Source organism: Mycobacterium lacus (assembly GCF_010731535.1).
Lineage (GTDB): Bacteria > Actinomycetota > Actinomycetes > Mycobacteriales > Mycobacteriaceae > Mycobacterium > Mycobacterium lacus.
This window is the reverse complement of sequence record NZ_AP022581.1, coordinates 237,024-263,049: the sequence shown is the minus strand read 5'-3', so window position 1 is coordinate 263,049 and position 26,026 is coordinate 237,024. Positions and strand designations below refer to the sequence as shown.

The following is a 26,026-nucleotide window of genomic DNA, read 5'->3' as shown; positions in this document are numbered from 1 at the left end:
GTTAAGTCAAGCAGTTGATTTAAAGAAGGCTCAGGTGTTCCCAGCAGCACGAATCGAGGCGATGCTGGATTCGCCAGGTTCATCGAGAAACTTGAAAGGCTCGCTCATGAAGGTCCTCGTCATCGGCGGTAGCGGACTCATCGGCTCGCGGGTTGTCGCCAAGCTCATCAAGTTGGGCCACGAGGCGGTCCCGGGTTCGCCGAGATCGGGGGTCAACACCGTGACCGGCGAAGGTCTCGCCGAAGCCGTTGCCGGTGTCCACACGGTTGTGGACGTGTCCAACTCGCCGTCCTTCGCCGACGACGACGTGATGCACTTCTTCACCACCTCGACCAAGAACCTCCTCGCGGCGGAGCGGGCCGCCGGTGTGCAGCACCACGTCGCGCTGTCGATCGTGGGCACCGACCGGGTGCCGGAAAGTGGCTACCTGCGGGCCAAAGCGGCTCAAGAAAAACTGATCGAGGAGTCGGAGGCGCCATATTCCATCGTGCGGGCGACCCAGTTCCTCGAGTTCGTCAAGGGCAGCGCCGATTCGGCCACCGACGGCGACACGGTCCGCCTGCCGCACGCGGCGATCCAGCCCATTGCCGCCGAGGACGTCGCCACCGCCGTCACCCGGGCGACCGTGGGCCAGCCACTCAACGGGATTACCAACATCGCCGGCCCGGACAAGTTCGGCATGGACGACCTCATCCGGACGGCCCTTGCCGCATACGGCGATCCACGCCAGGTGGTGACCGACCCCACCGCCCGCTATTTCGGTGCGATGCTCGACGACCACAGCATCGTTCCCGTCGACGGCGAGGACGTGACCGTCTACCCCACCAGCTTGAGCGACGTGGTGGCCTCTCGGACCTCAGATCGCTTGCGGTAAGTCGTGGCGGAACCGGCGCAGTAGCAACGCCGCTGCCACGGCGAACCCCGTGCTCAGCCCAATCCACACTCCGGCCCCGTGCAGGTGCGCCGGGAAAGCGAGCAACAACATGGCGGGCAGGCCGACCAACCAATATCCGGCTGAGGTTGCTCGCAGTCCCGCCGTGGTGTTTCCGATGCCGCGAAGCAATCCCACGGCGATGTTCTGTGTGAAATCCACGATTTGCTGGGCGATCGCGAAGAGTAGGAAAACCTTGGCCAGCACAATGGTTGCCGAGTCGGCGAAGTCCAGGAATGGCCGCAACACCCAGGCCGGCGCCACTATGTAGAGCACCCCAAGTGCGACTGTGGTGATCGCACCCTGCACGAGCGCCACCACGGCTACCCGCTCGGCCTGCCCGTTATCACCCTTGCCGATCGAACGGCTAATGAGGATTGACGACCCGTGCGACAGGCCGATGCTCATTTGGAACGCGATGCGGGTCAGTTGAGTCACCACATTGTGTGCCGCCAGCACGATTGGGCCGAAGGCCCCCATCACCACGGCGGCCAGGGAGGTGATCCCGGCCTCTGAGCCGTACATCAAGGAAATGGGAACGCCCAATCGTACGATGCTGCGGGCCATACCAGGGTCGGCATTCCAGCCGTCGACCGACAATAGTGGAGCGAGCCGATCATCACGGCGCAGCATAAGGTAGAACGCGGCAACGGTGAGCAGCTGCACCAGCGTTGTTGCCAGCCCGATTCCCGCCAGCCCCAGCCGCGGGATGCCCAGCAGACCGTAAACGAACACCAGGTCCAGCGCGGCGTTCACGGCGATGGACGCGATGCTGACGGCCAACAGCGGACCCGGGCGGCGCATGCCAACCGAGAACTGGCGCAATACATTTAGCCATACCATCGGCAACAGACCGGGAGCCAAAGCGATCATCATTGGTCGTGCGAGTGCCAGCACGCCCCGGTCCAGCCCGAAGAATGGCAACATGTAGCCCAACCCAATCAGCGCGGCTCCCAGGAGCGCGGCCGTAACGGTGGCCACCAGGAAAGCCGATCGCGTGATCTGGCGTATATGCGCGCTTGCCGCAGCGTCTGGGCCGTCGCCTCCGGAGCGTGCCTCACCCTGACCGGCCGCACCGGCAACCAGGTTTCCCACCACGGTCACCACCCCCACGCTCATGGTGCGCATCAAGTTGTACAAGACCGCGGCCAGTCCACCGGCGGCGATGGCCTGCACACCGATCAGTCCCATCACAGCCAAATCGGTCGTGGTCAAAGCCACTTGGGCGAATTGCACCCCGGCGATCGGTGCCGCCAGAGCGGTGAGTTGGCGACTGGTCCGCACCAGCGGACCAAGACGCGCCTTACGAACTGCACTCACGGGCACGTGGCTCACGGTCGATCACCGCTGTTGTCGTGCCGCCAACGAAACCGGCCCTGATCGTCAAGGGTTACCTCGAGTTTCGGCGGCAGCGGAAGACCATGGAACTCGGATTCGTTCTTATCCATCTGGTAGCCGGCGGTGTTGGGGTAGATGAGCAAGTCGCCATGGCGAGGCGCCCGTGGCAGCGCGACTTTGCGCCAGGTCAGCATGTCGTATTCCAGGCAGCTCGCCCCACCAACGCAGCATCGGAGCGCTCCTGTCGGCTCGTGGTCGTCGGAGCTCATTTCTGGCCACAGCGTCGGGTCGGGGAGGAACTCGCTGGACTTCCATTGCTCGGACAGGCTCATGCTCAACCCGGCGACGGTGACGATCCCGTAGTCGCCTCGCCGCTTGAACCCCTGGACGGGAAAGACCGTGCACCCCGCCCCGTCAAGCAACGCCCGCCCGGGTTCAAGCAGCAACTTGGTTCCGGTCCTGGCGAACTTGTCGCCGACTGTGCCTTCACCGCAGACGTCCTCGTGGGCAAGGATCGCGGCCAACATGTCGGCCCCCGTCGGCGCCTGATGATAGGGATAGAAGTGGGTGAACGTCTTTCCGGCGTGGAAGTCCGTTTCGTTGCTCTCGCGCAAGAATCGGGCCCAGGTCTCGGCGTCGAGATAGCTCACCGCGAACCCGCCGCCGATGGAAATCGACGTCGCCGCGAGTCCCAGTGCTCGCGCGTGGACGAGGCGGTCAATCAATTGGGCCGCCAGCTGCGCCCGTGGTTTGACCTCATATCCGTTGAGGTGGAACGAAAATCCTTCCATCGACACCCGGGACGGCTGCTGCACGCATCGCTGCAGGGCGGCGTCCAACTCATCCGAATCCAAACCAAATCGGCTGTGCGGGTTGATATCCGGAAGCACTCGCAGCAGGATGCGTACCCTCTCATCGCCGCCGGCCAGCGCGAGCAGCCTATCGAGCTCGTCCAAAGCATCGACGGCGATCAAGCAACCGTGGCGGACGGCCAGCCACAGCAGATGCTCGCTCTTGGCGGGCCCGGTGACCACGATGTCGCGACCACGCACACCGCAGCCAAGCGCATGAACCAATTCCGGGGCGCTGGCCGCGTCGACGCCGGCACCGGCCTGGGCGCAGACCCGCAGCCAACATCCCGCCTTGTTCGCCTTCTTGGCAAAAAACACTTGCCCCGCCACCCCGGCCGAAGCGATGACGTCGGTAAAGGCCCGCAGGTTTCGGGCGAACCGTGGCGCAAACACCACGTGAAATGGCCCTCCTGCCGCGTGAGCCATATCCGCCAACAGCGAGCGGTCGGTGATGACTCGACGAAACCAGCTCGGCTCAATCGCTCCCAACGACAACGGATTCTGCGCTAGCTCCACAGCTTTATCTCCTGCCCACGCCCAAGCGCTATCGCTTGCGCGGCCAGCGCGTGGGCCACCGGGATGTCGGTGATGGCCATGCCGCTGTTGAAAACGAAGACCCGGTCATCCTCGGCTCGCCTCCCCGGTGCATTCCCGGCGAGGATGTCGGGAAGTTCGGCGTCTAGGTTCAAGGAACCGTCCTCATCGGCGAAGCGGGTACCGGTCACCGCCAGCTGGCCCGCGCTCGTCGCGACCGCATAGTCGGCGTCGCGCAGCGACGAGGGGTGCACCCCGGTCCCATTCACCGAAACGAACAAAGCCCCCGGTTTGAGCCAGCTCGTGCGGAACTTGACTTCGGCGGCAGGGCCGGCCGAGGTAGCGACGAGCACATCCGCTGCGCTGGCGGCTTTTTCGGGATCGGAGACGAGCTCGATATCGCGGTCTGGGTGCTGGTCGCGCAGATAGGCGCGGACGGCGGCGATGCCGTCGGGATGTGTGCCGAACAGGAGCAGCTGACCCAAGTTGGGCAGTGCAGTCAGCAGGAATGGAAAGGTGTAGCGGGCTTGCGCACCTGAACCGGTCACCAACGCGGTGCGCGCCCCGGTGGGCGCGCATGAGCCCGCGATCAAGGCAGTGCTGGCGGCGGTTCGCAGCGCGGTCACCCGAAAACAATCCATAAACGCTATCGGCACACCGGCCTTATCGTCGTACAGGGTGATGGTGATGTATTCTTTCTTCCCTTCGTCATTTTGCATGTAATAATCTTTAAACGCTGTCATTTGTAACCCGCCGTCGTAGCCGGGCATGGCATAGGCAACCGAATCGCGGTGCGGGGAACGCATCATGATTTTCGCCGGGGCGCGAGACGAACCGTCAGCCACTCGCAGGTAGGCCCCCCGCACAGCCTCGATCACGTCGCTAGCAGCGATGGGGATGTCGGCGATGTCGCTGCGCGTCAGCACGCGCAGCGACATTCCCTCACGGCCCAGGATCTGTTGTACCGGTTGGCTGGTTGTTGCTGGCGAGACCATTTGTGTGTTCCATCCTCTACTGTTCCTAGCGCAGCGGCGCTAATGGATTGGGTTTTCGCAACGCGCACTTATGCCGGGATTTTCACCGCGTCCGCGATCGGCCGCCGCCTTTTCAGTGCCGGGTCGACGACGGTGGCGCATCGGGTCCAGGAGTTGACGACCTGTTCGCCGGGGTCGGCGATCACCGCGGGTTCCGCGGCGGGTGTCCAGTCCAGCAGGTCGTGTCGGCGGCAGTAGTCGTCGTTGTAGATGGTGTCGAAGTAGCGTTGCGGCCCGTCGGGAAACACCGCGGCAATGGTGATATCGGACGCGAGGGTGCGCGCGGCCCAACCGGCGACCAGCGCGACCGCCCCCACGCTCCAGCCGCCGCTGGCGAACTGGCGGCCCGCCAACGCACGACACGCCCACACGGCGTCCGCCGGTGCCACCCAATGCACCTCGTCGAAGGCGTCGTAGTCGATGTTGCCCGGATAGATGCTCGACCCCAGCCCACGCATCAACCGGCTCGCGGCGGGCTGGCCGAAAATCGTCGACCCGATCGTGTCGACCCCGATCAGATTCATCGCAGGGTTGAACTGGCGCAAAACCCGCGCCACCCCCGCCGAATGCCCGCCGGTGCCCACCGAGCACACCAACACGTCGACCTTGTCGAGCTGATCGCGCAACTCCAAGGCCAGCGACTGATAGCCCGCCACATTGTCGGGGTTGTTGTATTGGTCGGGGTTCCAGGCGTCCGGGTCGGCGGCCAGCAGCGCCGCGACCCGGTCTGTGCGTGCCTGCTGCCACCCGCCGACCGGGTGCGGCTCGGTGACCAGATCGACGTCGGCGCCATAGGCGGCCAGCAGATGTCGAATGATCGGCTCCATGCCGGTATCGGTGACCACCGTGACCGGATGCCCGTATGCTTGGCCGGCCAGTGCCAGACCTAACCCCAGGCTGCCGCTGGTGGACTCGACGATGCGCGCCCCGGGACGCAACTCACCACGCGCCCGAGCCAGCTCGACCATGTGCATGGCCGGGCGGTCTTTCATGCTGCCGCCGGGGTTGAATCCTTCGAGCTTGGCCCAAAATCCACGATCGGCGGCCCCAACGGCGCCCGAGGCCCCGGACAGCTCGGGTATCCACAGCGCCGGGGTGTTGCCGACCATGGTGCCCGGTTGGCGATTTCGCCCGGGAGTGAGGTGATAGCCCTCAGGGACCGCGCGATACCGGTCCCGGGTCGGCCTCGGCCTGACCCAGGGGAAATGTGACCGGCCGGGAACGAGCATCCTCGGGTTGTTCGGGTTGCCGCCGCCGGTGGGAAAGTTGTTGTTCATTTTGGTCGCCGATTCTGCATCGAGGCCGCGAGCTCATGCGCGGCAATTGACGTGGGTCAGCCGGCACCGGCCGTGGCGAATGGCCACGGTCTGGCGCTGACCAGTCAGCGACGAGCGAGGCAGAACCGGGTCAACAGGTGTTGACCGGGGCGAGCGACAACCACACCCGCGGGCGGACCGCGCCCGGCCGGCACGACGAGGTAGGTGAGCACGCCCACGAGGCCCGCGGCCACCGCAACGGTGAACGACGCGAACAATGGGTCGACGGGCCGGGGTAGCACCGCGGTGGCGAACTGCTCGGGGCAGGCGGGTGTCGAGTTGTCGGAAAGGTGCGCGTGGTCGCTGCTGACCGCAAACTCAGCCCCCAGCGACGTCACCAGCGGATGGTCCGGATGAACCGTATGAGCGTGGGGTTGCGGAAGCCAGCATTGAGCGAATATGGCAACGCCTACCCATGCAAGGGCAAGCGTGATCATCGGGGATCGCATCCAGTCCACGTGCCGGCCCTTCACGCCGCTCACTGTATACCCTATACGGGTATGGTGTAAAGCATCGGCGGGCATCAGTTGCAATATGTCGTTTACCTGAGCAGGGTGTAAAACGCCGGGACAAATCGACAACTTTAGGAGGCGCGGTCAATGCCGGTGCTGCCAACGAGCGGTATCTCCAGCGAAGGGGTGCAGTTGAGCAGGCGCGGCTTCATCGCTGCCGGGATCGCCGGCGGGTTCGCGTTGGTCGCCTGCAGCCAATCCAAGGCCCCGACACCGGCGGCCCAAATGTCCGCCGCCATCGCCGCCGCCGAGGCCGCCCGGCCGCACAGCGGGCGCACCGTGACTGTCAACGTGTCCCCCCAACAGATAGAGATCGACCTGGGTGGGCCGATCGTCCGCACGCTGGCCTACGGCAACACGATTCCCGGCCAGCTGATTCGGGCCACCGTCGGCGATGAGCTGGTGGTCACGGTCAAAAACCAGCTCGACCATCCGACGTCGATCCATTGGCATGGCATCACACTGCGCAACGACATGGACGGGGCCGAGCCTGCCACCCCGAACATCGGTGCCAGTCAGGAGTTCACGTATCGGTTCTCCGTCCAGGACGCGGGCACCTACTGGGCCCATCCACACACCGGCCTCGACGGCGACAAGGGGCTGTATCTGCCGGTAATCATCGACAATCCGACCGAGCACATCAGCTACGACGCCGAATGGATTGTCGTCCTAGATGATTGGACGGATGGCGTCGGCAAGACACCGCAACAGCTCTACAACGAACTGACCAATCCGAACAAGCCGAGCACGACGACTACCACGACGACCACGGCAACGACGACCACCCCGACGACGTCCGGCACGTCCGAGACAACTTCGACTAGCCCGACAACCACGACGACCTCGGCGAGCACGATGCCCGGTATGCCCGGCGAGGTCGGCGCCAGCGACCTGCTGGGCGGCGACGCCGGCGACATTTCCTACCCCTACTATCTGGTCAACGGGCGAATTCCCACGGCCGCGACGACCTTCAACGCAAAACCGGGCCAGCGAATCAGGATTCGGATCATCAACGCCGGTTCCGACACCGCGTTTCGCGTCGCTCTGGCCGGTCATTCGATGACCGTCACGCACACCGACGGTTACCCGGTGATTCCCACCCAGGTCGACGCCCTGCTAATCGGCATGGCCGAACGCTACGACGTCATCGTCACCGCGGCCGACGGCGTATTCCCTTTGGTCGCGGTCGCGGAAGGCAAGAACGCGCTGGCGCGCGCGTTGCTTTCCACCGGCGCCGGCGCCGCGCCGGACCCCCAATTTCGCCCGACCGAGCTGACCAAGCGGGTGGGAACGGTCGAAATGTTCACCGCTACAACGGCTGTCAACTTGGGTCGGCCAGAACCCAACCTCGAGCTCCCGGTCGTCCTAGGCGGCAATATGGCGAAATACGACTGGATGATCAACGGCGAGCCCTACAGCAAGACCAATCCGCTGCACGTGCGCCAAGGCCAGCGGCCGACCCTGATGTTCGACAACACCACCATGATGTACCACCCAATCCACCTGCACGGGCACACCTTTCAGCTGATCAGGGCTGACGGCACTCCTGGTCCCCGGAAGGACACCGTCATCGTGCTGCCAAAGCAAAAACTGCGCGCCGTGCTGTTCGCCGACAACCCTGGCGTGTGGGTGATGCATTGTCACAACACCTACCACCTCGAAGCCGGCATGATGACCCGCCTCGAGTATGTCTTTTGACGCCGAGAAGACGTAAAAGCCCCCAATTTCGGGTGCTCCTGACCTATCCGTGGGTTGATGGGTTGGAAGTTTCTTCTTGCTCCCTTCCGCGATAGTTGCTCGTTGGCGCTGCCTGCGTGGGAGGTGTCCATGTGGAGCCCCCCGAGCGCAGCGAGGCGGAACGACATGGACACCGACGCGCGGGTGGCGCAGAATCGGCGACGTTGCGGAAGGGGCCCGCCAGGGGTGCCCTGGTGGGGTGTTAGCCGCGGCCGGGCAGTGTGGGGCGGTGGCCGCCGAGGGCGAGCATGGCCAGCGCGATCAGTGCGGCGGGGTTGTGAAACCCGAACGCGACGCGGGTCAGGACCCGGATTTTGGTGTTGGTGGATTCGATCAGTCCCTGGGACAGGCCGTGGTCGAGGGCGGCGTCGATGGCCTGGCGGTGGCGCACGATGCGGCCGGCCAGCTCGACGAATACCGGGATGCGGCAGCGCCGCGCCCAGGAGATCCACCGGTCCAGGGCCTGTTTGCCTTCCTCGCCCTTGACCGAAAACACGTGCCGTAGGCCCTCTTTGAGCAGATAGGCACGGTATAGCCGGGGATCGGTCTTGGCGATCCAGGCCAGTTTGGCGGTTTGACGTTCGCTGAGGTCTTCGGGGTTTTTCCACAGCGCATAGCGGGCACCCTTGAGCCGCCGTGCCCGCTCATGACCCGGCCGCGGCGCGGTGTTCTTGGCGGGCCGGCCACGGCCCCATTTGGCCTCGGTACGCGCCAGCGTCCGCGCGTCATTCCAGGCCCGGCGCCGCTCGGCGTCCAGGGCCTCGGTGGCCCAGGCCACCACGTGAAACGGATCGGCGCAACGGATCGCGGCCGGGCAACGCTCGGCGACGACGTCGGCGATCCAGTCCGCCGCATCGGCGGACACATGGGTGATCTGCGCGGCCCGGTCGGCACCCAGCGCGTCGAAGAAGCGCCGCAGGGTGGCGGTGTCGCGTCCGGGCGCGGCCCAGATCAGGTGGCCGCTGTCGTGGTCGACCACCACCGTCAAATACTTGTGGTGGCGTTTGTAGGCAATCTCGTCAATGCCGATACGACGCAGATTGGCGAACCGATCGACGGTCTTTTCGGTGTCGGCCCACACCCGGGCCACGACTGCCCCCACGGTGCGCCAGGCGATTCGCATCAGTTCGCACACCGCGGTTTTCGAGCAGGCCACCGCCAGCCAGGCCACCGTGTCATCAAAGGCAAACGTGTGTCCAGCATGGTGACGCGCCCACGGCACCATCACCACGGTCGGCCCATGGGCGGGGCAATTCACCCGCGGCGCCTCGGCCTCCAAAAACACCCGGATCGTGCCCAAGTCCAAGCCCGCCACCGCCGCGGTCCCTCACCCCGGTCATACCAGGGCGCCTTGCGTTGACAGCGGCCACAGCGGCCCGACATACCGCTGCGCGAGCGCACCCGCGCCACCACCAACTCCGCGCCATCGCCGTCTTCAGCGAACTCGATGTCCTCGATTACCGTGCGGCGGTCGACACCAAGCAGCGCACGCCATAGCCTCACATTGCGCACGTCGTTGCTGGCTCCTTTGGTTTCGGACCCTTCACAAGCCAGAAACCTTAAGCCACAACGGCGTGCGCCCCTACTTCGCTGCTATCCACCCACGGAACTGTCAGAAGAGCCCAATTTCGGTGCGAAATGGGGTGCTCCTGACCTATCCGTGGGTTGATGGGTTGGAAGTTTCTTCTTGCTCCCTTCCGCGATAGTTGCTCGTTGGCGCTGCCTGCGTGGGAGGTGTCCATGTGGAGCCCCCCGAGCGCAGCGAGGCGGAACGACATGGACACCGACGCGCGGGTGGCGCAGAATCGGCGACGTTGCGGAAGGGGCCCGCCAGGGGTGCCCTGGTGGGGTGTTAGCCGCGGCCGGGCAGTGTGGGGCGGTGGCCGCCGAGGGCGAGCATGGCCAGCGCGATCAGTGCGGCGGGGTTGTGAAACCCGAACGCGACGCGGGTCAGGACCCGGATTTTGGTGTTGGTGGATTCGATCAGTCCCTGGGACAGGCCGTGGTCGAGGGCGGCGTCGATGGCCTGGCGGTGGCGCACGATGCGGCCGGCCAGCTCGACGAATACCGGGATGCGGCAGCGCCGCGCCCAGGAGATCCACCGGTCCAGGGCCTGTTTGCCTTCCTCGCCCTTGACCGAAAACACGTGCCGTAGGCCCTCTTTGAGCAGATAGGCACGGTATAGCCGGGGATCGGTCTTGGCGATCCAGGCCAGTTTGGCGGTTTGACGTTCGCTGAGGTCTTCGGGGTTTTTCCACAGCGCATAGCGGGCACCCTTGAGCCGCCGTGCCCGCTCATGACCCGCCGCGGCGCGGTGTTCTTGGCGGGCCGGCCACGGCCCCATTTGGCCTCGGTACGCGCCAGCGTCCGCGCGTCATTCCAGGCCCGGCGCCGCTCGGCGTCCAGGGCCTCGGTGGCCCAGGCCACCACGTGAAACGGATCGGCGCAACGGATCGCGGCCGGGCAACGCTCGGCGACGACGTCGGCGATCCAGTCCGCCGCATCGGCGGACACATGGGTGATCTGCGCGGCCCGGTCGGCACCCAGCGCGTCGAAGAAGCGCCGCAGGGTGGCGGTGTCGCGTCCGGGCGCGGCCCAGATCAGGTGGCCGCTGTCGTGGTCGACCACCACCGTCAAATACTTGTGGTGGCGTTTGTAGGCAATCTCGTCAATGCCGATACGACGCAGATTGGCGAACCGATCGACGGTCTTTTCGGTGTCGGCCCACACCCGGGCCACGACTGCCCCCACGGTGCGCCAGGCGATTCGCATCAGTTCGCACACCGCGGTTTTCGAGCAGGCCACCGCCAGCCAGGCCACCGTGTCATCAAAGGCAAACGTGTGTCCAGCATGGTGACGCGCCCACGGCACCATCACCACGGTCGGCCCATGGGCGGGGCAATTCACCCGCGGCGCCTCGGCCTCCAAAAAACACCCGGATCGTGCCCAAGTCCAAGCCCCGCCACCGCCGCGGTCCCTCACCCCGGTCATACCAGGGCGCCTTGCGTTGACAGCGGCCACAGCGGCCCGACATACCGCTGCGCGAGCGCACCCGCGCCACCACCAACTCCGCGCCATCGCCGTCTTCAGCGAACTCGATGTCCTCGATTACCGTGCGGCGGTCGACACCAAGCAGCGCACGCCATAGCCTCACATTGCGCACGTCGTTGCTGGCTCCTTTGGTTTCGGACCCTTCACAAGCCAGAAACCTTAAGCCACAACGGCGTGCGCCCCTACTTCGCTGCTATCCACCCACGGAACTGTCAGAAGAGCCCGAAATGGGGGCTTTTACGTCTGCTCGCGGAAGAAAGCCAGCAGTAGCCCGTTGACGGTGGACGACTGCTCGATCTGCGGGCAGTGACCGGCTCCGTCGATGACCAGGTGGCGTCCGCCGTCGATCTGCTTCGCGATCTGCGCGGCCCAACCCGACGCGAGCAGCTTGTCGTTGGCCCCCTCGACGACAAGGGTCGGCACCTGGATGCGTTCATACGGCCGCGCACTTGACGGAGCCGCGGGTGACGCGGCGCCCGGACGCCGAAAGCGGGCCGCCGCCACGGCCTCCCACGCCCCGGGCGCCATGCTTGACTCGTAGCGGCGCCGCACATAGTCATCATCGGCCGGATAGCTGGCGTCGTAGAACAGCGCCTCGACAATGCGCCGCATCGCCGGCAGCGTCGCGTCATATTCCTGGAGCGCCTCAAAGTGCCGATTTTTCTGGATGTCCCCGCCGCCGCAGATGACTGCCATGCTGCGGACCGGCAGCCATGGCGCATCCGAGGTCGTGTCGGTGAGCAGCATGATGGCGCCCATCGAATTCCCGGCGAAATGCGCGGAGTCGATGCCGAGCGCGTCACAGAAGCGCGCCACATGCCGGATGCGCATCCCACGCCCATCGACGAAGTCGATGACCTTCGCCGACCGGCCGAATCCCAGCATGTCGGGCGCCAGCACCCGGTGATGCGCGGCCAGGGCGGCGATGTTCCGCTCCCAGCCCAGCTCGGCGCTGGCGCCGAACTCGCCGCCGTGCAGCAGCACCACCGGGTCACCGTCGCCAGCCTCCAGATAGGCGGTGACGAGGCCGTCGACCACGGTGGTACGGTACTCCATCACTTGATCGCGATCGGATTCACCGGAGAGCCCACGGCGCCAACAAATCTCAAGGGCGGCGCGACGAGCTGGAACTCGTAGATACCGTCGGCGGCGCAGTCGGCCGCCAGCGCGGTGAGGTCCCAGTACTCGCCCAGCATCAGACCCATGTCACGCAGGCAGAGCAGGTGGAACGGCAGGAATAGTCCCTCGACACCGGAAACCGGGTCTTCGACCTGGAGGTTGTCGGCCGCGACCGCGGCGATCTCGTGGTGGTGCAGCCACTGGGCGCATCGCCAGTCCAGGCCGGAGTACGGCTCCGTCTTGTTGCCGGTCTGCAAAAACCTTGCCCACCAACCGGTTCGGATCAGCACGATGTCGCCTCGCTCGATCGTCACCCCCTGCGAACGGACCACGTCGTCCAGTTCTTCCGGGGTGATCGGGTTTCCGTGCTCGAGGAACACCTCGGCGCCGCGGTGGCGCACCAGATCCAACAGTATGCCGCGTGAAGTGATGCCCTTGACGTCGACCTTGTCGATGCCGCAGTGGTAGGCCCCAAGGCTGGTCACCGAACCCGCCGGGAAGCCGTTGTAGAGCCGGTCGTCGTAGTAGCAGTGTGACAGGGCATCCCACTGGCTGGCCGCCTGTAGCGGCATGATGATCATGTCGTCGTTGAAGCGGAACGGATTGTCGACGAGGTACTGGCTCGTCTGCTGCGCCATCAAGTTTTGCGCCCACCCAGGCCCGTACTGGGCTAACGTGTTCACGTCGCCCCCGTCCACGGTCATGAGGTGTATGGGGTTTTGCCGGAACGCAAAGGCGCCCTGTGGGCCCGACGACCCGAAGTCCACGCCAAGCGGAAACACTTTGCCGTGCCGTACCAGGCTCGCGGCCTGCGCAACCTTCTCGGCGGTAATGAAATTCAGGGTGCCGAGCTCGTCGGCCTCTCCCCATCGTCCCCAGTTGCGAAGATCGCGAGCTACCCGCCGAAATTCAGTCAGGCTGGCCATGGGGATCATCCCTCCTCGAGTTCACCGGCGATGGCTGCGCCCACGTTGCCGCCGTCGACCCACACGACCTGGCCCGAAATATAGCTGGCCGCACGGCTATTCAAGAACAGCAAGACGGCGGCCTGCTCGGCCGGGTCGGCGACCCGGCCGAGTGGCTTGGGTATGTCGTCGAGGAACGGCTGTCCATATGCGGTGCGCAGCTGGTCCAGGATCGGTGTTTCGGTAACCCCGGGACCGGTGCAGTTGATCCGGATGCCCCGCGCACCGAGGCGAGCGACGTTTCGCATGGTGTAGAGGACGATCGCTTCCTTGGACAATCGGTAGCCCGAACCCAGCGCGTCGGGATGGCGAACACACCACGCGATGCCGTCGGCCATCGTCGCGGTGTTCAGCAGTGGCGCGACGGCCTGTTGGTGTTCCCGGTATGCGGCCGCGGCTAGCGACGACACGCTCACGATGGACGACCCCGCGGGCATCTTCGGGATCAGCGCCTCGGTGAGATGGCGCAGGCCCAGGAAGTTGATCGTGACGACGAGTAACGGGTCGCCGATTCCCGAAGAGACACCGGCGACGTTGAAGAGCGCGTCGACCTCTCCCCCGATAGACGCGACCGCCCGATCGATCGATTCCGCATCGGCGAGATCGACCTCATGAAAGTCGTTGATTGCGACGACCGGCCGGTCTTTGTCAAGTCCGACGACGCGCGCCCCGAGCTCGGTGAGCTGGCCCACCACGTGCGCGCCAATGCCCGACGCGCATCCAGTGACCACCGCGCGGCGGCCGTCGTAGCGCCACAACTCGTCCAACGGTCAGCCGTCTTCCGCTGTCAATTCGCTTTCTGAGCCCTGCTGCTCCTTTGCGCGCCGCGCCGCCTGGACACGGCCCTCGTTGATCTCGGCCATGGCTTCGGGAATCTCGCTGGCGGTGAATGTCCCGCCGCGACCGGTGGGCAGGCCGCCGAACGAGTAGTTTTCGTCGAACCGCGGCGCGCCAGAAGGTCGTGTTTCCGGCCGGCGGGCCTCGACCTTCTCGATGACGGGCGCCAACCGAGCGGCCTTGTCCACCACCGCCCTTTCGTCGCGTTCGAGGAACTCAGGCAACACCTCGGAGCCCATCAACTCGATGGATTCCATGGTGCCCTCATGGCTGCGCGGGTTAAGCAGCAGGACGATTTCGTCGACGCCGCTGTCCTCATAGCCGCGCAGAAACTCGCGCACGGTGGCCGGCGAGCCGATCGCGCCGCGCCCGGGACCGTAGGCCAACGTCGGATCCTTCTCGACCTCTTCGAGGTAGCGCTTCCACACGCCCGTCCGCCCGGGAGTGTGCACACCGGTCATGTAGTAGTGCATGATTCCGAACGAGAAGAATCCGCCGCCCTGTCCGAGACGCCGTAGCGCCTGCTCGTCGGTCCGGGCCACCATCATCGACAGGTCACCACCGATGGCCAGGATGTTGGGGTTGATCCTGGGCGTGGCTGGGACACCGTTCTCCTCGAATTCTTTGTAGTAGCCGTTGACCCGCTCGGTGAGCGGACCGGGCCCGGTATAGGCGAAACTCAGCGCGCCGATGCATCTTTGGGCGGCCATCGAAACGGTGGCCGGGCGAGTGCAGGCGACCCACACGGGGGGATGCGGCTTTTGCATGGGCTTGGGAATCACGTTGCGGGCCGGCATCTCGATGTGCTCGCCCTTGAATCCGGCGAAGGGCTCCTCGATCATGCAGCGGATCGCGACCTCGAGCGCCTCCTCCCATTGTGCGCGCTTGTCGGCGGGATCGATATTGAATCCCCCCAGTTCGCCGACGGACGAGGATTCCCCGGTGCCGAACTCGACGCGCCCGTTGGAGATGAGGTCCAGGGTAGCGATGCGTTCGGCCACTCGGGCTGGGTGATTGACCGCGGGCGGCAGGTGCATAATGCCGAATCCCAGCCGGATGTCCTTGGTGCGCTGGCTCGCCGCTGCCAGGAAAATCTCCGGCGCGGTCGAATGGCAGTATTCCTCGAGGAAGTGGTGCTCCGTGAGCCACACGCTGGAGAAGCCGGCCTTGTCGGCGGCCTCGACCTCGTCCAGGCACTCGTGCAGCATGACCCGTTCGTCGTCGGGTGCCCAGGGACGCGGCAGGGCGAATTCGTAGAATAGTGAAATTTTCATCGGTACCTCCTATGGGAATTAAGAGCCTGTGCGACAAGGTGTTTCGCTGCGACAAAGCCGAAGGTCATGGCCGGACCGATGGTTGCCCCGGCGCCGGCGTAGCTGCGGCCCATCACCGGCGCGGCCGTGTTGCCGACCGCGTACAGGCCGCGCACAACCGTGTCGTCGGGGCGCAGTACCCGCGCATACTCGTCGGTGCGTAGACCGCCTGACGTTCCCAGGTCGCCCAGGACGATTCGAAACGCGTAGTACGGCGGATCGCCCAGCGGGTACAGGTTGGGGTTGGGCAGGGTCGGATCACCGTAGTAGTTGTCGTAGACGCTGTCGCCGCGGTTGAAGTCGTCGTCGTGACCCTTGCGCGCCAGCGCGTTGAAACGCGTCGCGGTGGCGCGCAGGTGGGCCGCGGGCACTCCGATCCTGGCCGCGAGTTCGTCCCAACTCGATGCGGCTTTGACCACTCCGGATTCCAGCCAGGCCGCGGGGACCTTGTGGCCGGTGGGCACTGGCGCCCCGGGGATCCTCGGTATCGGCAGATGGCCGGCGATGACATAGCGATTGAAGGACCGGTGATCGGTGACGAGCCAGCACGGGATGTGCGTCACCCCGGACTTCTGGCCCGCGATCATGGCGTGGCCGAAGTCCATGTAGGGCGCGGCCTCGTTGATGAACCGCCTACCGTCGCCGTTGACGATGAACTGCGCCGGCATCATCCGTTCGTTGAGCATGAATTGCATTCGCCCGTCCGGCCATTGAATGGCCGGGAACCACCAGGCCTCGTCCAGGAGTTCGGTTGCCGCCCCGATCTTTTGGCCTGCGCGGATGCCGTCGCCCATCGCGGCGGGGTTGCCGAAGCTCCAGTCCTGCTCGACCAGGGGCTGTTGCTCCCGGCGCCAGGCGAGGTCGTGGTCGAAGCCCCCGGAAGCCAGGATCACCCCGTGGCGCGCGCCGATCCGCCGCAACCCTGCGCCGCTGTCCACCACTGCGCCGGTCACCGATCCGTCGGCGTCGGTAAGCAGCTCCACCATCGGCGAGTTCAGCCACAGGGGGATGCCGCGCTCTTTCATCGCCAGCCTCAGCCGCGCCGCCAGCGACTGTCCGATCGCGGCCATCCGCTCGCCGAAGACCCTGGCTCGCACCATCCGCGAAACGAGCTTGAGCAGAACGCCCTTGCCGGCCCATGATTGCCGGATCTGGTAGAATGAGCGTAGTTCCTTGGGACCCAGCCAGATTCCCCTGGGCGCGAGCGCCAGCGGCTTGAGTAGCCTGGATTCGTCGGCTCCGAGTTTGCGCAGATCGATGGGCGGCACGTTGATGGTACTGCCCTGTTCGGAGCCGCCCGGCAATTCCGGATAGTAATCGGCATAGCCTGGCTTCCAAACGAACTCAAGCCACGCACTGAGCCCTTCGAGGAACTCCAGCATCCGCGGCGCCGACTCGACATACTGCCGTATCCGCTCCTTGCTGACCAGGCCGTCGGTGATCAGCCGCAGGTACTCGACGACGCCGTCGGGCGGAGGGGCATAGCCCTCCCTGCGCTGCGCGGGTGCCCCGGGTACCCACATCCCGCCGCCGGACAGGGCGGTGGAACCCCCGAAGTAGGAGGACTTTTCCACGACCAATGTCCGCAGGCCGTCGGCATCGGCGGTCAACGCGGCCGTCATGCCGCCGCCGCCGGACCCGATGACGAGCACATCGACAACGTGATCGAACCCAGCCAAATGTGCGGCGATCACACCGGCGCCGCCGTTCTGATGGCGAAGCCGGCAATCAGTTCGGCAGCCGCCTTGTAGTAGCGCACCCTGGTCCGGTAGGGCCCCGCCGTCGACAGCGCCGCGAAAGCCGCTATCCACGTTCTGATTTCATGGGCGGAGCTTCCACCCTCGTGCACCACGAACGAGTTCGACCATTGATCCAGATCGCCGAGGTGGCCCCCGTCAATGATTTCCAGGAAGCGATGATCCCACGCCGGATTGAGGGGCTGCAGGTCGCCGGACCCCTTGGCGAAGCTCTTGGCCGCATCGATCACGGCGGCCTGCCGGGCCCGCCGCTGCTGCGGCGTCATTGGCCGGCCGTGCACGATCCGCTCCACCACCGCGGGCCCCGCGGTCACCAGATCCGGCACGGGAGGGCTATGCGAGAGCCCACCGGATCCAACCACCAGGACCCTGCGGTCCAGGGTTGCCACGTAGCGGCCCACCGCGGTGCCGAGCGCCCGGCAACGGTGTAAAGGCCCTAGCGGTACGGCGATCGCATTGATGAAGATCGGAATGACCGGTCGCGAGGTGGCCGCGCCGAAGAGGTTCTCCAGCGGCTGGACCGTGCCGTGATCCACGTCCATGCTCGCCGACACTGCGACGTCAACTCCCGCGCCGAGCACGGCCTTGGCGCAGTCCTGCGCGAGGTCCGCGGGAACGTCGAGCGGTCCGGCGTGGGTGCCGTAATCGCCGACTCCGTTCGCGCGCGTGCCGATACAGAACGGCGGCATCACCTTGTAGAAGAAGCCGTTGTAGTGATCCGGGGAAAAGATGACGACGAGTTCGGGGTCGAAGGCCCGGACGAATTCTCGCGCTTGGCCGATCGCGCCGCCGACCTGGTCAAGCAGGTCCTGCGGCGGCCCGGGTAGCTTCAGTAGCGGGCTGTGGGACATACAGCAGAGAGCCAGTGGCACTTGGGAAATCACCCCCTCTACCAGACAGTGTGAGGGCGTCAATGAGCGCGGCGCTCAGCTCGGGCGCGCGCTGAGCTATGCAGGCGCCCGCGATGCACCGATCGGGCCGCAGGAACAACACCGATTCGTGGTGGGCGTCGAACCAGGATTTGAGGTCACCGGCGCGGTCACCGACGATCACCACATCGGGATCGTCGTCGTCGGCCCAGTGCAGCTGGACCGACGGCCGGATGGCAACGAAGCGCGCGTCCAAGGCCTTCCAGTTGGCGAACGCCTCGTCGCCGAGAATCTTGTGGGGGTTGTTGTTCCAACACAACACGGCGAACCAAGCGCCCAGCACGTCGTCGAGCAGGACATCTTGCCGCCCCCGCGTATCAACGCGAGGCTGAATGAACAGTGTGCCCACCGGCGAGCCGCGGTGGCGGGACCGCTCGGTCGCGAACGAGTGCACCACCGCGCCGTGCTCGTAGCGCGGCATCGGCTTGAACCTCATCTCCAGCACATATCGCTTGAGCGGGGGCACAATTGACGCGGACCGCACTATGAGGTCGCGCGCGGCAGCGACCCGGCGGTTGGTCGGAGAGATGACGCGGCCCACCATGGTGGATAGGTCGATCATCGCCCGGGCGTGCTTGCGCCGCTCCACATCGTAGCTGTCGAGCAACGCGTCGTCGGCCCGGCCGGTCACCACCGCGGCGAGCTTCCATCCCAGATTGGCCGCATCCCGGATGCCACTGTTGTAACCCTGCCCCTGCCACACCGGCATCAGGTGCGCGGCGTCCCCGGCCAGCAGCAACCGGCCACGGCGGAACGCGCCGGCGATCCGCGAGTGATGGGTGTAGATACGGCGCCGGATCACGTCGACCCGGTCGGGGTGCGGGACCATCCTCGCCAGCATGCGCGTCAAAAAGGCGGGATCCTCCGCCTGCTCGTCGGTCTCGTCGGCGCGGATCATGAACTCGAACCGGCGAACCCCGTGCGCGATGGCGATCGAGGCGTACGGGCGTTCCGGGTCGGCGCCGACCTCGCTGTTGGGGTGGCCCAGCGGATCGTTGGCGATGTCGACCACCAGCCATCGCATGGGTGACGTCGTACCGTCGAACGACACACCCATCATCCTGCGGGTGATGCTACGGCCGCCATCGCAGCCAACCACGTAGCGCGCTCGCACAGTACATGCATCGGCTCTGGCGCCCAGTTCGACGGTCACCGCATCCTCGGTTTGGGTGCACGACCTCATCGGACGGCCCCACCACACCGCGACGTGCTCGAATCTCTCTAATCCGTGCAGCAATTCGGCGTCGACCAGCGGCTGCACGAACCCGTTGCGCTTGGGCCAGCCGAAACGGGCATCGGGCGGGGCCATTTCGGCAAGGAGCCGGCGCCGGGCGTCGACGAACCGCAGTATCTGGTTGGGCACCGTGTGCGGCAGGACGCGGTCCACCAGGCCGATCGATTGGAAGGTGCGCAACGCCTCGTCGTCCAGCCCGACCCCGCGCGGATAGTCGATCAAGCTCGCCCGCTCCTCGACCACCAACGTGCGGACGCCTTGCAGGCCAAGGATATTGGCCAGGGTCAGCCCCACCGGGCCCGCGCCCACGATCACGACCTCGAACTCGCTGCCATCCATCAGCGCCCCAGCAGGAAATCGAGGTGCAGGCGGTTGAAGGTCTTGGGATCCTCGTATTGCGGCCAGTGACCACAGCCCGACATCACCTCGAAGCGCGCGCCGGGAATCATCGACGCGATTCGGCGGCCCTCGGGCACGTCGGCGGTCGGGTCATCACTTGTCCAGAGCACCAGCGTGGCGGCGGTGATGGCGCCGTATTCGGCCGGGCCCAGGAGGTTTCGGGCCCGGATCTCGGGGTCCTGCAGCGCCATGATGTCGCGCATGGCAGCGACGAAACCCGGTTGCCGGTAGATCCGTTGCCGGCTGGCCACCAAGTCGTCGTAGTCCTTGGACTTGTCCGCCATCAGCAACTTGATCCGCGCCCGCACGGCCTCCCGGGTGGGGTTCTCGACGGCGGCCATGGACAGCGTGACGATCCGCGCCATCACCTCGGGATCGGCCTTGGAGCCACCCGCCGTGTTGAGGACGAGCCGGTCGACGACGTCGGGATGGTCAACGGCCGTCCGCGCGGCCACCCAGCCCCCGAGCGATTCACCGCTGAGGCTGGCGCGCGCAGCGTCGATGGTCCGCAGGAACGCGATCAGGTGTTCGACGTAGTGACCGACTTCCAACGGGTGGCCGGGCTTGTCGGTGTAGCCGTGGCCGAGCATGTCGATCGCCCACGTCCAGAAGTGCTCGCCGTGCGCGGCGAGATTTCGGACATAGGCCTCGGCGTGGCCACCGGACCCGTGCAGCAGCACCAACACCGGCTTGCCGGCATCTCCGGCACGCAGATAGCGGGTCCGAACTCCACCGGCCGTGAGATAGCCCTGCTCGAACGCGACGCCCTGGAGATCGCTCCACATGCTCTCGAACTCCGCCACGGGTCCCTCTCCGGCCTCGCGCTAGATGATGAAAATGCGACTCTCGCTTTTGGCAAGAATTGTTGTGCTAATATCGCACATTGATGTGCGATATATGTAGAGCTTTGCTCTCACAACACGGTCTGTCAAGACCGTGACGGGTTCGGGGACGGGTTCGCAGACCCTGGCCAGGGGCCTGGTCGCGCTGCAACTGGTGGCGGCGTCCCCTACCGGACTCACCATGGCTGAGCTGGCCGACCAAGTCGGCGTGCACCGGACCATCGCCTATCGACTGCTCACGACGTTGGCCCAGTTCCGGCTCGTCGCCAAGGGCGAGGGCGGGCGCTACCGGCCGGCGGCCGGCCTCGCCGTACTCGGCGCATCCTTCGACCGCAACGTGCGCCAACTGTGCCTGCCGACGCTGCGGACACTGGCCGACGATCTCGGCACCACGGTGTCACTGCTCGTCGCCGAGGGCGACCAGCAAGTGGCGATCGCGGTGATCGTTCCGACCCAGGTCGCCTACCAACTCTCCTTCCACGAGGGCAGCCGATATCCGCTCAACCGCGGCGCCGCCGGGATAGCGTTGCTCGCGAGCATGCCCCCGCGCCCGGGAGAGCGGGACCTGGTCGTCGCGGCCCGCGAGCGCGGCTGGGTCACGACGTACGCAGAGATCGAGCCGAACACCTACGGTCTGGCGGTGCCAGTCCGCCGCCCAGCGCCGTCCGCACCAACCTGTATCAACCTCATCTCCCACCGCGAAGACGTCGTGATGCGGGGAAAGGACGCGGTCATCGCGGCCGCGGAGGAGTTGTCCAAGCTGCTGAGCTGAAGGGAGGGGCGGCTTGTCTTGGGACCACGAAGTCGATGTCTGCGTGCTCGGCACCGGCGGTGCCGGGCTGACCGCCGCATTGGCGGCGAGGGTTGCCGGCGCCTCGGTGCGGTTGTTCGAGAAGGCTCCGACGATCGGTGGGACCACCGCGGTGTCCGGCGGGATCGTCTGGATCCCGGCCCATAACCGCTGCCCTGACGGGGAATTGACGGTCGCCGATGCCTTGCGATACCTGCGCGCGCAATCTTTCGGTTCGATGGACGACGCGCTGGTGGAAACGTTCGTACGAACCGGCCCGGTGATGCTCGACTTCGTCGAGGCGCACAGCGGCCTGCGCTTCGCGATCGCGGCGGGCTTTCCCGACTACCAACCCGAGCTGCCGGGCGGAAAACCCACCGGGGGCCGGTCGCTGAGCGCGGCCCCCTTCGATCTCGCCCAGCTCGGCGCGTGGGGTGAGCGGATCACATCGTTTCCCGCCGACTGGTCCAACGTCGGTTTCGATGCCGAGACCAGGGCCCGCCTGCATGCCGACGTCGATGAGCGAGCCGGCGACGTGTGCGTGGCCGGCACCGCGCTGGTCGCCGGCCTGCTGAAGGGCTTGCTGGACGTCGGGGTGACGCCGTGCACCAACGGGCGGGCCGACGAACTCGTCGTCGACGCGGGCGAGGTCACCGGGGTACGGATCGCGGGGCCCGAACGGCGGATCAGCGTGCGCGCCCGCCGCGGCGTCATTCTGGCCACCGGCGGCTTCGAGTGGGATCCGGTCTTGGCGCAGGCCTTCTTGCGCGGACCGATGCACGGCGCGGTCTCGCCGCCGACCAACACCGGCGATGGGCTGCGCATGGCGATGGCTCAGGGCGCCGACCTGGCCAACATGGGCGAAGCGTGGTGGGTGCCCATCGTCCGGATCCCCGGCGACACCATCGAGGGCAAGCAGCGCAGCCGAAGCGTACGCCTGGAACGAACCCGGCCGAGAAGTATCATCGTCAACCAGGCCGGGCGCCGATTCGTCAACGAGGCGTGCGATTACAACTCGATGGCCGGCGCTTTCCACTACCTCGATCCCCGAGGCGGGTACGTCAACGATCGCGGATGGATTGTCTTCGACTCGATTCACCTGCGACGCTACGGATTTCTGGGTATCACCCCTGATGAGCAGGTCCCGGGCTGGTTCTGCGAGTCGTCTGACCTCACCGAATTGGCCGCCAAGACCGGCATCGACGCCGACGGCCTGATCGGCACGGTCGAGCGGTGGAACCGCCATGTCGCCGCCGGCACGGATCCCGACTTCGGGCGCGGTTCCAGCGCGTACGACGGTTACTGGGGTGACCAGCAAGCCACCACGCTTGCCGGCAAGACACTCGGCCCGATCGACACCGCCCCCTTCTACGCGGTGCCGCTGTGCGTGGGCGCGATGGGCACCAGAGGGGGACCGCGGACCGACCGTGACGGCCGCGTCCTCCATGTCAGCGGGCAGCCCATACCCGGCTTGTTTGCCGCGGGCAACGCAATGGCCGGTGTTACCGGCCGGGCCTACGGTGGCGCCGGAGGAACCATCGGTCCGGCAATGGTTTTCGGCTTTCGCGCGGGCCACGCCGCAGCCACCGGGAAGTCGGTTGACGTTCGGTAACGCTGGCTTAGCCGCTGGCGGTCGTTCGGGAGTCAAGCGGTAGCTCTACGCAGACATGGGTGCCCGTGGGGGTGTCGAGGAAGACGAACACTCCGCCGGCGGCATCCACCCGCGCCCGGTGCGACGCCAGGCCGATATGCCCCTCGCCCAGACGGCGCGCCATGGTGTCGCCGGTGATTCCCACGCCGTCGTCGGCCACATCCAAAACGCAGACGTCGTCGGTGATCCCGAGGCTGACCGACGCGTGCGTTGCCCTCGAATGCTGCACCACGTTGGACAGCAACTCCCGGGCGACCCCGAACACGATGGGATCGATCGGACTACGAATCGGGTAGTCGATGTCGGCGGTGATCTTGATCCCCGAACGCTGCGCGGTGTAGGCGGCCAGCTGGCTTACCGCCGCACCCAACCCCACCTCCTCGAGGACAGCCGGATGCAGCTCGAAGGTGGCCTGCCGCAGCCGCTCGGAGGCAACCTGCAGACCCGCCAGCGCGCGCCCCAGGCGCTCGTCATCGGGGGCGGCGGCCTGCAGCTCGATGAGCTCCTGACGCGCGACCAGCACGTCCTGCAGCGGTCCATCGTGAATGGATTCCGAAATGCGGCGCTGCAAATCCTCCGAGGCCGTCATGGTTTGGGCAAGCAGCTCTTCGCGCAGCGCGCTCAGGCCGGCGACCGAACGGGCGTGGCGCTCCTCGATGCGGACCACCACCAGGGCCGTGGCGCACAGGAACGCATAGAGCATGAACCGAAAAATGGCTTCGGGCCATCCAATAGCGCGCACCATCACCGGGTCCTCGACCACCGCGACCGCGAACCCGACAAGCGTGCAGGCCAGCACCACCGCCGCGCGCCGCGATGATACGTCGAGGCCCACCAGCACCGGCAGCAAGGTCATGATCAGCAGTGGGTAGATCCCGTCGGTGGATTGCAACTGAAAGCCCGTCAGCGCCAGCACGTCGATGGCGGTGAAGGCAAAGGGCTCGAACCGGTTCATCTTGTCCAACGGGGGCAGTCCTACCCATTGGCGGAACGCGGGAGAGCAGGCCAACACGAGTGCGCACAGTGACGTGGATCCGTACAAGGCGAGTAAGACAGATTGCTGCGCCCATTCGGAGCGGCGAGTGCCGACGAGCATGGCAGCGACCGCCATCATCACGACGCCAATCCGCAGCACCGAAGCGATCCGGTAGGAACGCACCTGGTGGACCCGCAGCACCCGATCCAATTCCACGTCGCTGGTCAATGCCACGAGAAACACCGTACCCATGGTGAGGAGCACGCCCACCCGGAAGTTGCCAACTGAACGGATGACCGACATACCCACCGAGAATGCGAATCCGCGCCCCACTGCGGGCGAATCGGTATCCGGCTGCGGGGCGAATTCACGAAGTGATACCCGACCAGACTTTGACAAATTCTTGGCAAGATCTGGTGCTCACCTCCAAAGAGCAAACCAGCCCTGCGCCCCACTAGCTTGGCTAGCTAGAGGGCGAAGTGCATAGCGTAGGCCACCCGCCCTTAGCTTAGGATCGCGCACGTGGGATCCGATGTACTGCAGGTCGTTCTCGACCAATTAGCCGCCACGGCCAGCGGGTGGCAGGGCGCAGGCGCTCAACTCACCGGGCCTGCGCCGCCTTCGCCGGGGCAGCCATTCCAGGCCACCACGGCGGCGATCAACGCGATCAACGCTGCCATCGGCGCAGCGGGAGCGGCGTTGACCGCCCGGACCCAGTCCACGGCTGCCGGCGTGGCTACAGCCGCCGCTGGATACGGCAACCAAGAAGCCGCTGCGGCGGGCGGGATGGCCGCCGTGACACACGCGATGGTGGTATAGCGATGCCCGCCACACTGTCGCAAATCCGGGCATGGAGCACCGAGCACCTCATCGACACGGCCAGCTACTGGACTGCGACCGCGGACCGCTGGGAAGACGTGTTCTTGACCATGCGAAACGAATCGCATGCCATCGCGTGGCAGGGCGCCGGCGGTGACGCGTTACGGCAGCGGACCAGCGCCGACTTACCCATCGTCAGTGGCAAGGCCGATCAGTTGCGCCAGGCAGCCGGGATCGCGCGCAACGGTGCCGGCGACATCAGCGCAGCCCAGCGGCGCGTGCTGTACGCCGTCGAGGACGCCCAGAATGCGGGCTTCAACGTCGGCGAGGACTTGTCGGTCACCGACACCCGCACCAGCAGCAACGTCGCCGAGCAGGCCGCCCGCCAAGCCCAAGCGCAAGCGTTTGCCGGTGACATCCGCCTGCGCGCCGAACAACTGGAAGAGGCGGACCTGAAGGTCGCCGGTCAGCTCACCGCCACCACCGCCGATCTGGGGACCGTGGGGTTCGCATCGGACAAGAGCGGGGTCCAGTTGGTCGATTTCACACAACACAGCACATCCGCAGCACCCCCGAACCTCCCGCAGCCAATCAAGGACTTTATTAACTACCAACTCCAAGGTAAGCCGCTACCTCCCATGACTGGCCCACCCATCACCGAGATCGAAAATCGCATCAAGGTGATCCAACAAGCCCAGGAATGGCAACAATGGCTGGCCGCACATCCCGATCAACACACGTGCGGCACCGGCGACATCATGAAGGCATTGGGCGCAATGGCGGGTGGAGACCTTTCCCTCCTTGCCGGTGCCGCAGCCGCCCCCGAAACGTTCACGGCAAGTTTCTGGGTCGGTCTCATGGGCTGGGCGGCAGGCCAGGCAACCGCCATCGGCGGTATCGCGCAGTGCGCATCGTAAGCTGGCGGAGGGCAGCATGCAACTCGGAGTAGCAATACCTGGCGCCACATTCGTAGCCGTGGCTCTTATCGTCACCGTCCGCCGGCTGGTCCAATCGCAACCACGCTCAAAGACCAGGGCAGCTATGTGGGGCACCTTGGGACAGTTGGGGGCGACGGCCATATTCCTGGTGTT

Annotated in this window: 20 protein-coding genes and 2 pseudogenes; 6 read left to right on the top strand and 16 right to left on the bottom strand. The window is 65.9% G+C overall.

Going from position 1 to position 26,026, the window contains the following annotated elements; all coding sequences use genetic code 11:
- Positions 1 to 106 precede the first annotated feature (106 nt).
- Positions 107 to 874 (top strand): SDR family oxidoreductase, encoded by a 768-nt coding sequence (locus tag G6N24_RS01245; RefSeq protein WP_085156032.1) that lies wholly within the window; start codon positions 107 to 109, stop codon positions 872 to 874.
- On the opposite strand, the gene G6N24_RS01240 is transcribed toward G6N24_RS01245, so the two are convergent.
- From G6N24_RS01240 to lpqS, 5 genes are all read right to left on the bottom strand, one after another.
- On the bottom strand, positions 857 to 2,257 hold the full coding sequence (locus tag G6N24_RS01240) for an MATE family efflux transporter (RefSeq protein ID WP_232070664.1): 1,401 nt from the start codon (positions 2,255 to 2,257) through the stop codon (positions 857 to 859). The two genes, G6N24_RS01245 and G6N24_RS01240, sit on opposite strands and share 18 nt — an antisense overlap.
- Before the next feature lie 5 nt (positions 2,258 to 2,262).
- Entirely contained in the window at positions 2,263 to 3,546 is a 1,284-nt protein-coding gene (locus tag G6N24_RS01235) for an alanine racemase (RefSeq protein ID WP_085156086.1), read from the bottom strand.
- An 80-nt stretch (positions 3,547 to 3,626) separates the two neighbouring features.
- Positions 3,627 to 4,649: an ornithine cyclodeaminase gene (locus tag G6N24_RS01230; RefSeq protein ID WP_163745384.1), complete on the bottom strand. Its 1,023-nt coding sequence runs from the start codon at positions 4,647 to 4,649 to the stop codon at positions 3,627 to 3,629.
- Positions 4,650 to 4,717: 68 nt separating this feature from the next.
- A complete protein-coding gene (locus G6N24_RS01225) occupies positions 4,718 to 5,917 on the bottom strand; it encodes a PLP-dependent cysteine synthase family protein (protein ID WP_139822168.1) in 1,200 nt (399 codons plus the stop codon).
- Between the two features lie 152 nt (positions 5,918 to 6,069).
- A complete protein-coding gene (gene lpqS, locus G6N24_RS01220; protein WP_275996314.1) occupies positions 6,070 to 6,453 on the bottom strand; it encodes a putative copper homeostasis (lipo)protein LpqS in 384 nt (127 codons plus the stop codon).
- A gap of 150 nt (positions 6,454 to 6,603) precedes the next feature.
- Here lpqS and G6N24_RS01215 point away from each other — a divergent pair, with 150 nt between their 5' ends.
- The gene (locus G6N24_RS01215) at positions 6,604 to 8,214 is read left to right on the top strand and encodes a multicopper oxidase family protein (RefSeq protein WP_085156044.1); all 1,611 of its coding nucleotides are present in this window, start codon (positions 6,604 to 6,606) and stop codon (positions 8,212 to 8,214) included.
- Between the two features lie 241 nt (positions 8,215 to 8,455).
- Here G6N24_RS01215 and G6N24_RS01210 read toward each other — a convergent pair.
- From G6N24_RS01210 to G6N24_RS01165, 10 genes and pseudogenes are all read right to left on the bottom strand, one after another.
- A pseudogene (locus tag G6N24_RS01210) lies at positions 8,456 to 9,765 on the bottom strand (ISL3 family transposase).
- A 340-nt stretch (positions 9,766 to 10,105) separates the two neighbouring features.
- Positions 10,106 to 11,416 (bottom strand): annotated as a pseudogene (locus tag G6N24_RS01205) (ISL3 family transposase).
- A 125-nt stretch (positions 11,417 to 11,541) separates the two neighbouring features.
- Positions 11,542 to 12,360, bottom strand: a complete 819-nt coding sequence (locus tag G6N24_RS01200) for an alpha/beta fold hydrolase (protein WP_085162251.1) — start codon at positions 12,358 to 12,360, stop codon at positions 11,542 to 11,544.
- Entirely contained in the window at positions 12,360 to 13,349 is a 990-nt protein-coding gene (locus tag G6N24_RS01195) for a cyclase family protein (protein WP_085162254.1), read from the bottom strand. Before G6N24_RS01195 ends, G6N24_RS01200 begins: the two co-directional genes overlap by 1 nt.
- 5 nt (positions 13,350 to 13,354) lie before the next feature.
- Positions 13,355 to 14,155 (bottom strand): coniferyl-alcohol dehydrogenase, encoded by an 801-nt coding sequence (locus G6N24_RS01190; protein ID WP_085162250.1) that lies wholly within the window; start codon positions 14,153 to 14,155, stop codon positions 13,355 to 13,357.
- A 3-nt stretch (positions 14,156 to 14,158) separates the two neighbouring features.
- A complete protein-coding gene (locus G6N24_RS01185; protein WP_085162249.1) occupies positions 14,159 to 15,499 on the bottom strand; it encodes an LLM class flavin-dependent oxidoreductase in 1,341 nt (446 codons plus the stop codon).
- The gene (locus G6N24_RS01180; protein ID WP_085162253.1) at positions 15,496 to 17,217 is read right to left on the bottom strand and encodes an FAD-binding protein; all 1,722 of its coding nucleotides are present in this window, start codon (positions 17,215 to 17,217) and stop codon (positions 15,496 to 15,498) included. The genes G6N24_RS01185 and G6N24_RS01180 overlap by 4 nt, the downstream gene beginning before the upstream one ends.
- Before the next feature lie 11 nt (positions 17,218 to 17,228).
- Positions 17,229 to 18,146 carry a 3-carboxyethylcatechol 2,3-dioxygenase gene (locus tag G6N24_RS01175; protein WP_232070663.1) on the bottom strand — a complete coding sequence of 306 codons (918 nt, stop codon included), beginning with the start codon at positions 18,144 to 18,146 and terminating at the stop codon, positions 17,229 to 17,231.
- Entirely contained in the window at positions 18,094 to 19,797 is a 1,704-nt protein-coding gene (locus G6N24_RS01170; RefSeq protein ID WP_085162247.1) for a bifunctional 3-(3-hydroxy-phenyl)propionate/3-hydroxycinnamic acid hydroxylase, read from the bottom strand. The genes G6N24_RS01175 and G6N24_RS01170 overlap by 53 nt, the downstream gene beginning before the upstream one ends.
- Positions 19,797 to 20,660 (bottom strand): alpha/beta fold hydrolase, encoded by an 864-nt coding sequence (locus G6N24_RS01165; RefSeq protein ID WP_085162246.1) that lies wholly within the window; start codon positions 20,658 to 20,660, stop codon positions 19,797 to 19,799. Before G6N24_RS01165 ends, G6N24_RS01170 begins: the two co-directional genes overlap by 1 nt.
- A gap of 133 nt (positions 20,661 to 20,793) precedes the next feature.
- Here G6N24_RS01165 and G6N24_RS01160 point away from each other — a divergent pair, with 133 nt between their 5' ends.
- Positions 20,794 to 21,471, top strand: a complete 678-nt coding sequence (locus tag G6N24_RS01160) for an IclR family transcriptional regulator (protein ID WP_085162245.1) — start codon at positions 20,794 to 20,796, stop codon at positions 21,469 to 21,471.
- Between the two features lie 13 nt (positions 21,472 to 21,484).
- Positions 21,485 to 23,101 (top strand): FAD-dependent oxidoreductase, encoded by a 1,617-nt coding sequence (locus G6N24_RS01155; protein WP_085162244.1) that lies wholly within the window; start codon positions 21,485 to 21,487, stop codon positions 23,099 to 23,101.
- A gap of 7 nt (positions 23,102 to 23,108) precedes the next feature.
- On the opposite strand, the gene G6N24_RS01150 is transcribed toward G6N24_RS01155, so the two are convergent.
- The gene (locus G6N24_RS01150) at positions 23,109 to 24,368 is read right to left on the bottom strand and encodes a sensor histidine kinase (protein ID WP_085162252.1); all 1,260 of its coding nucleotides are present in this window, start codon (positions 24,366 to 24,368) and stop codon (positions 23,109 to 23,111) included.
- A 270-nt stretch (positions 24,369 to 24,638) separates the two neighbouring features.
- Between G6N24_RS01150 and G6N24_RS01145 the strand changes: the two genes are divergently transcribed.
- Complete coding sequence (locus G6N24_RS01145) at positions 24,639 to 24,935, top strand: hypothetical protein (protein ID WP_085162243.1); 297 nt, start codon at positions 24,639 to 24,641, stop codon at positions 24,933 to 24,935.
- Positions 24,936 to 24,937: 2 nt separating this feature from the next.
- Entirely contained in the window at positions 24,938 to 25,852 is a 915-nt protein-coding gene (locus G6N24_RS24060; protein WP_085162242.1) for a hypothetical protein, read from the top strand.
- Positions 25,853 to 26,026: the final 174 nt, after the last annotated feature.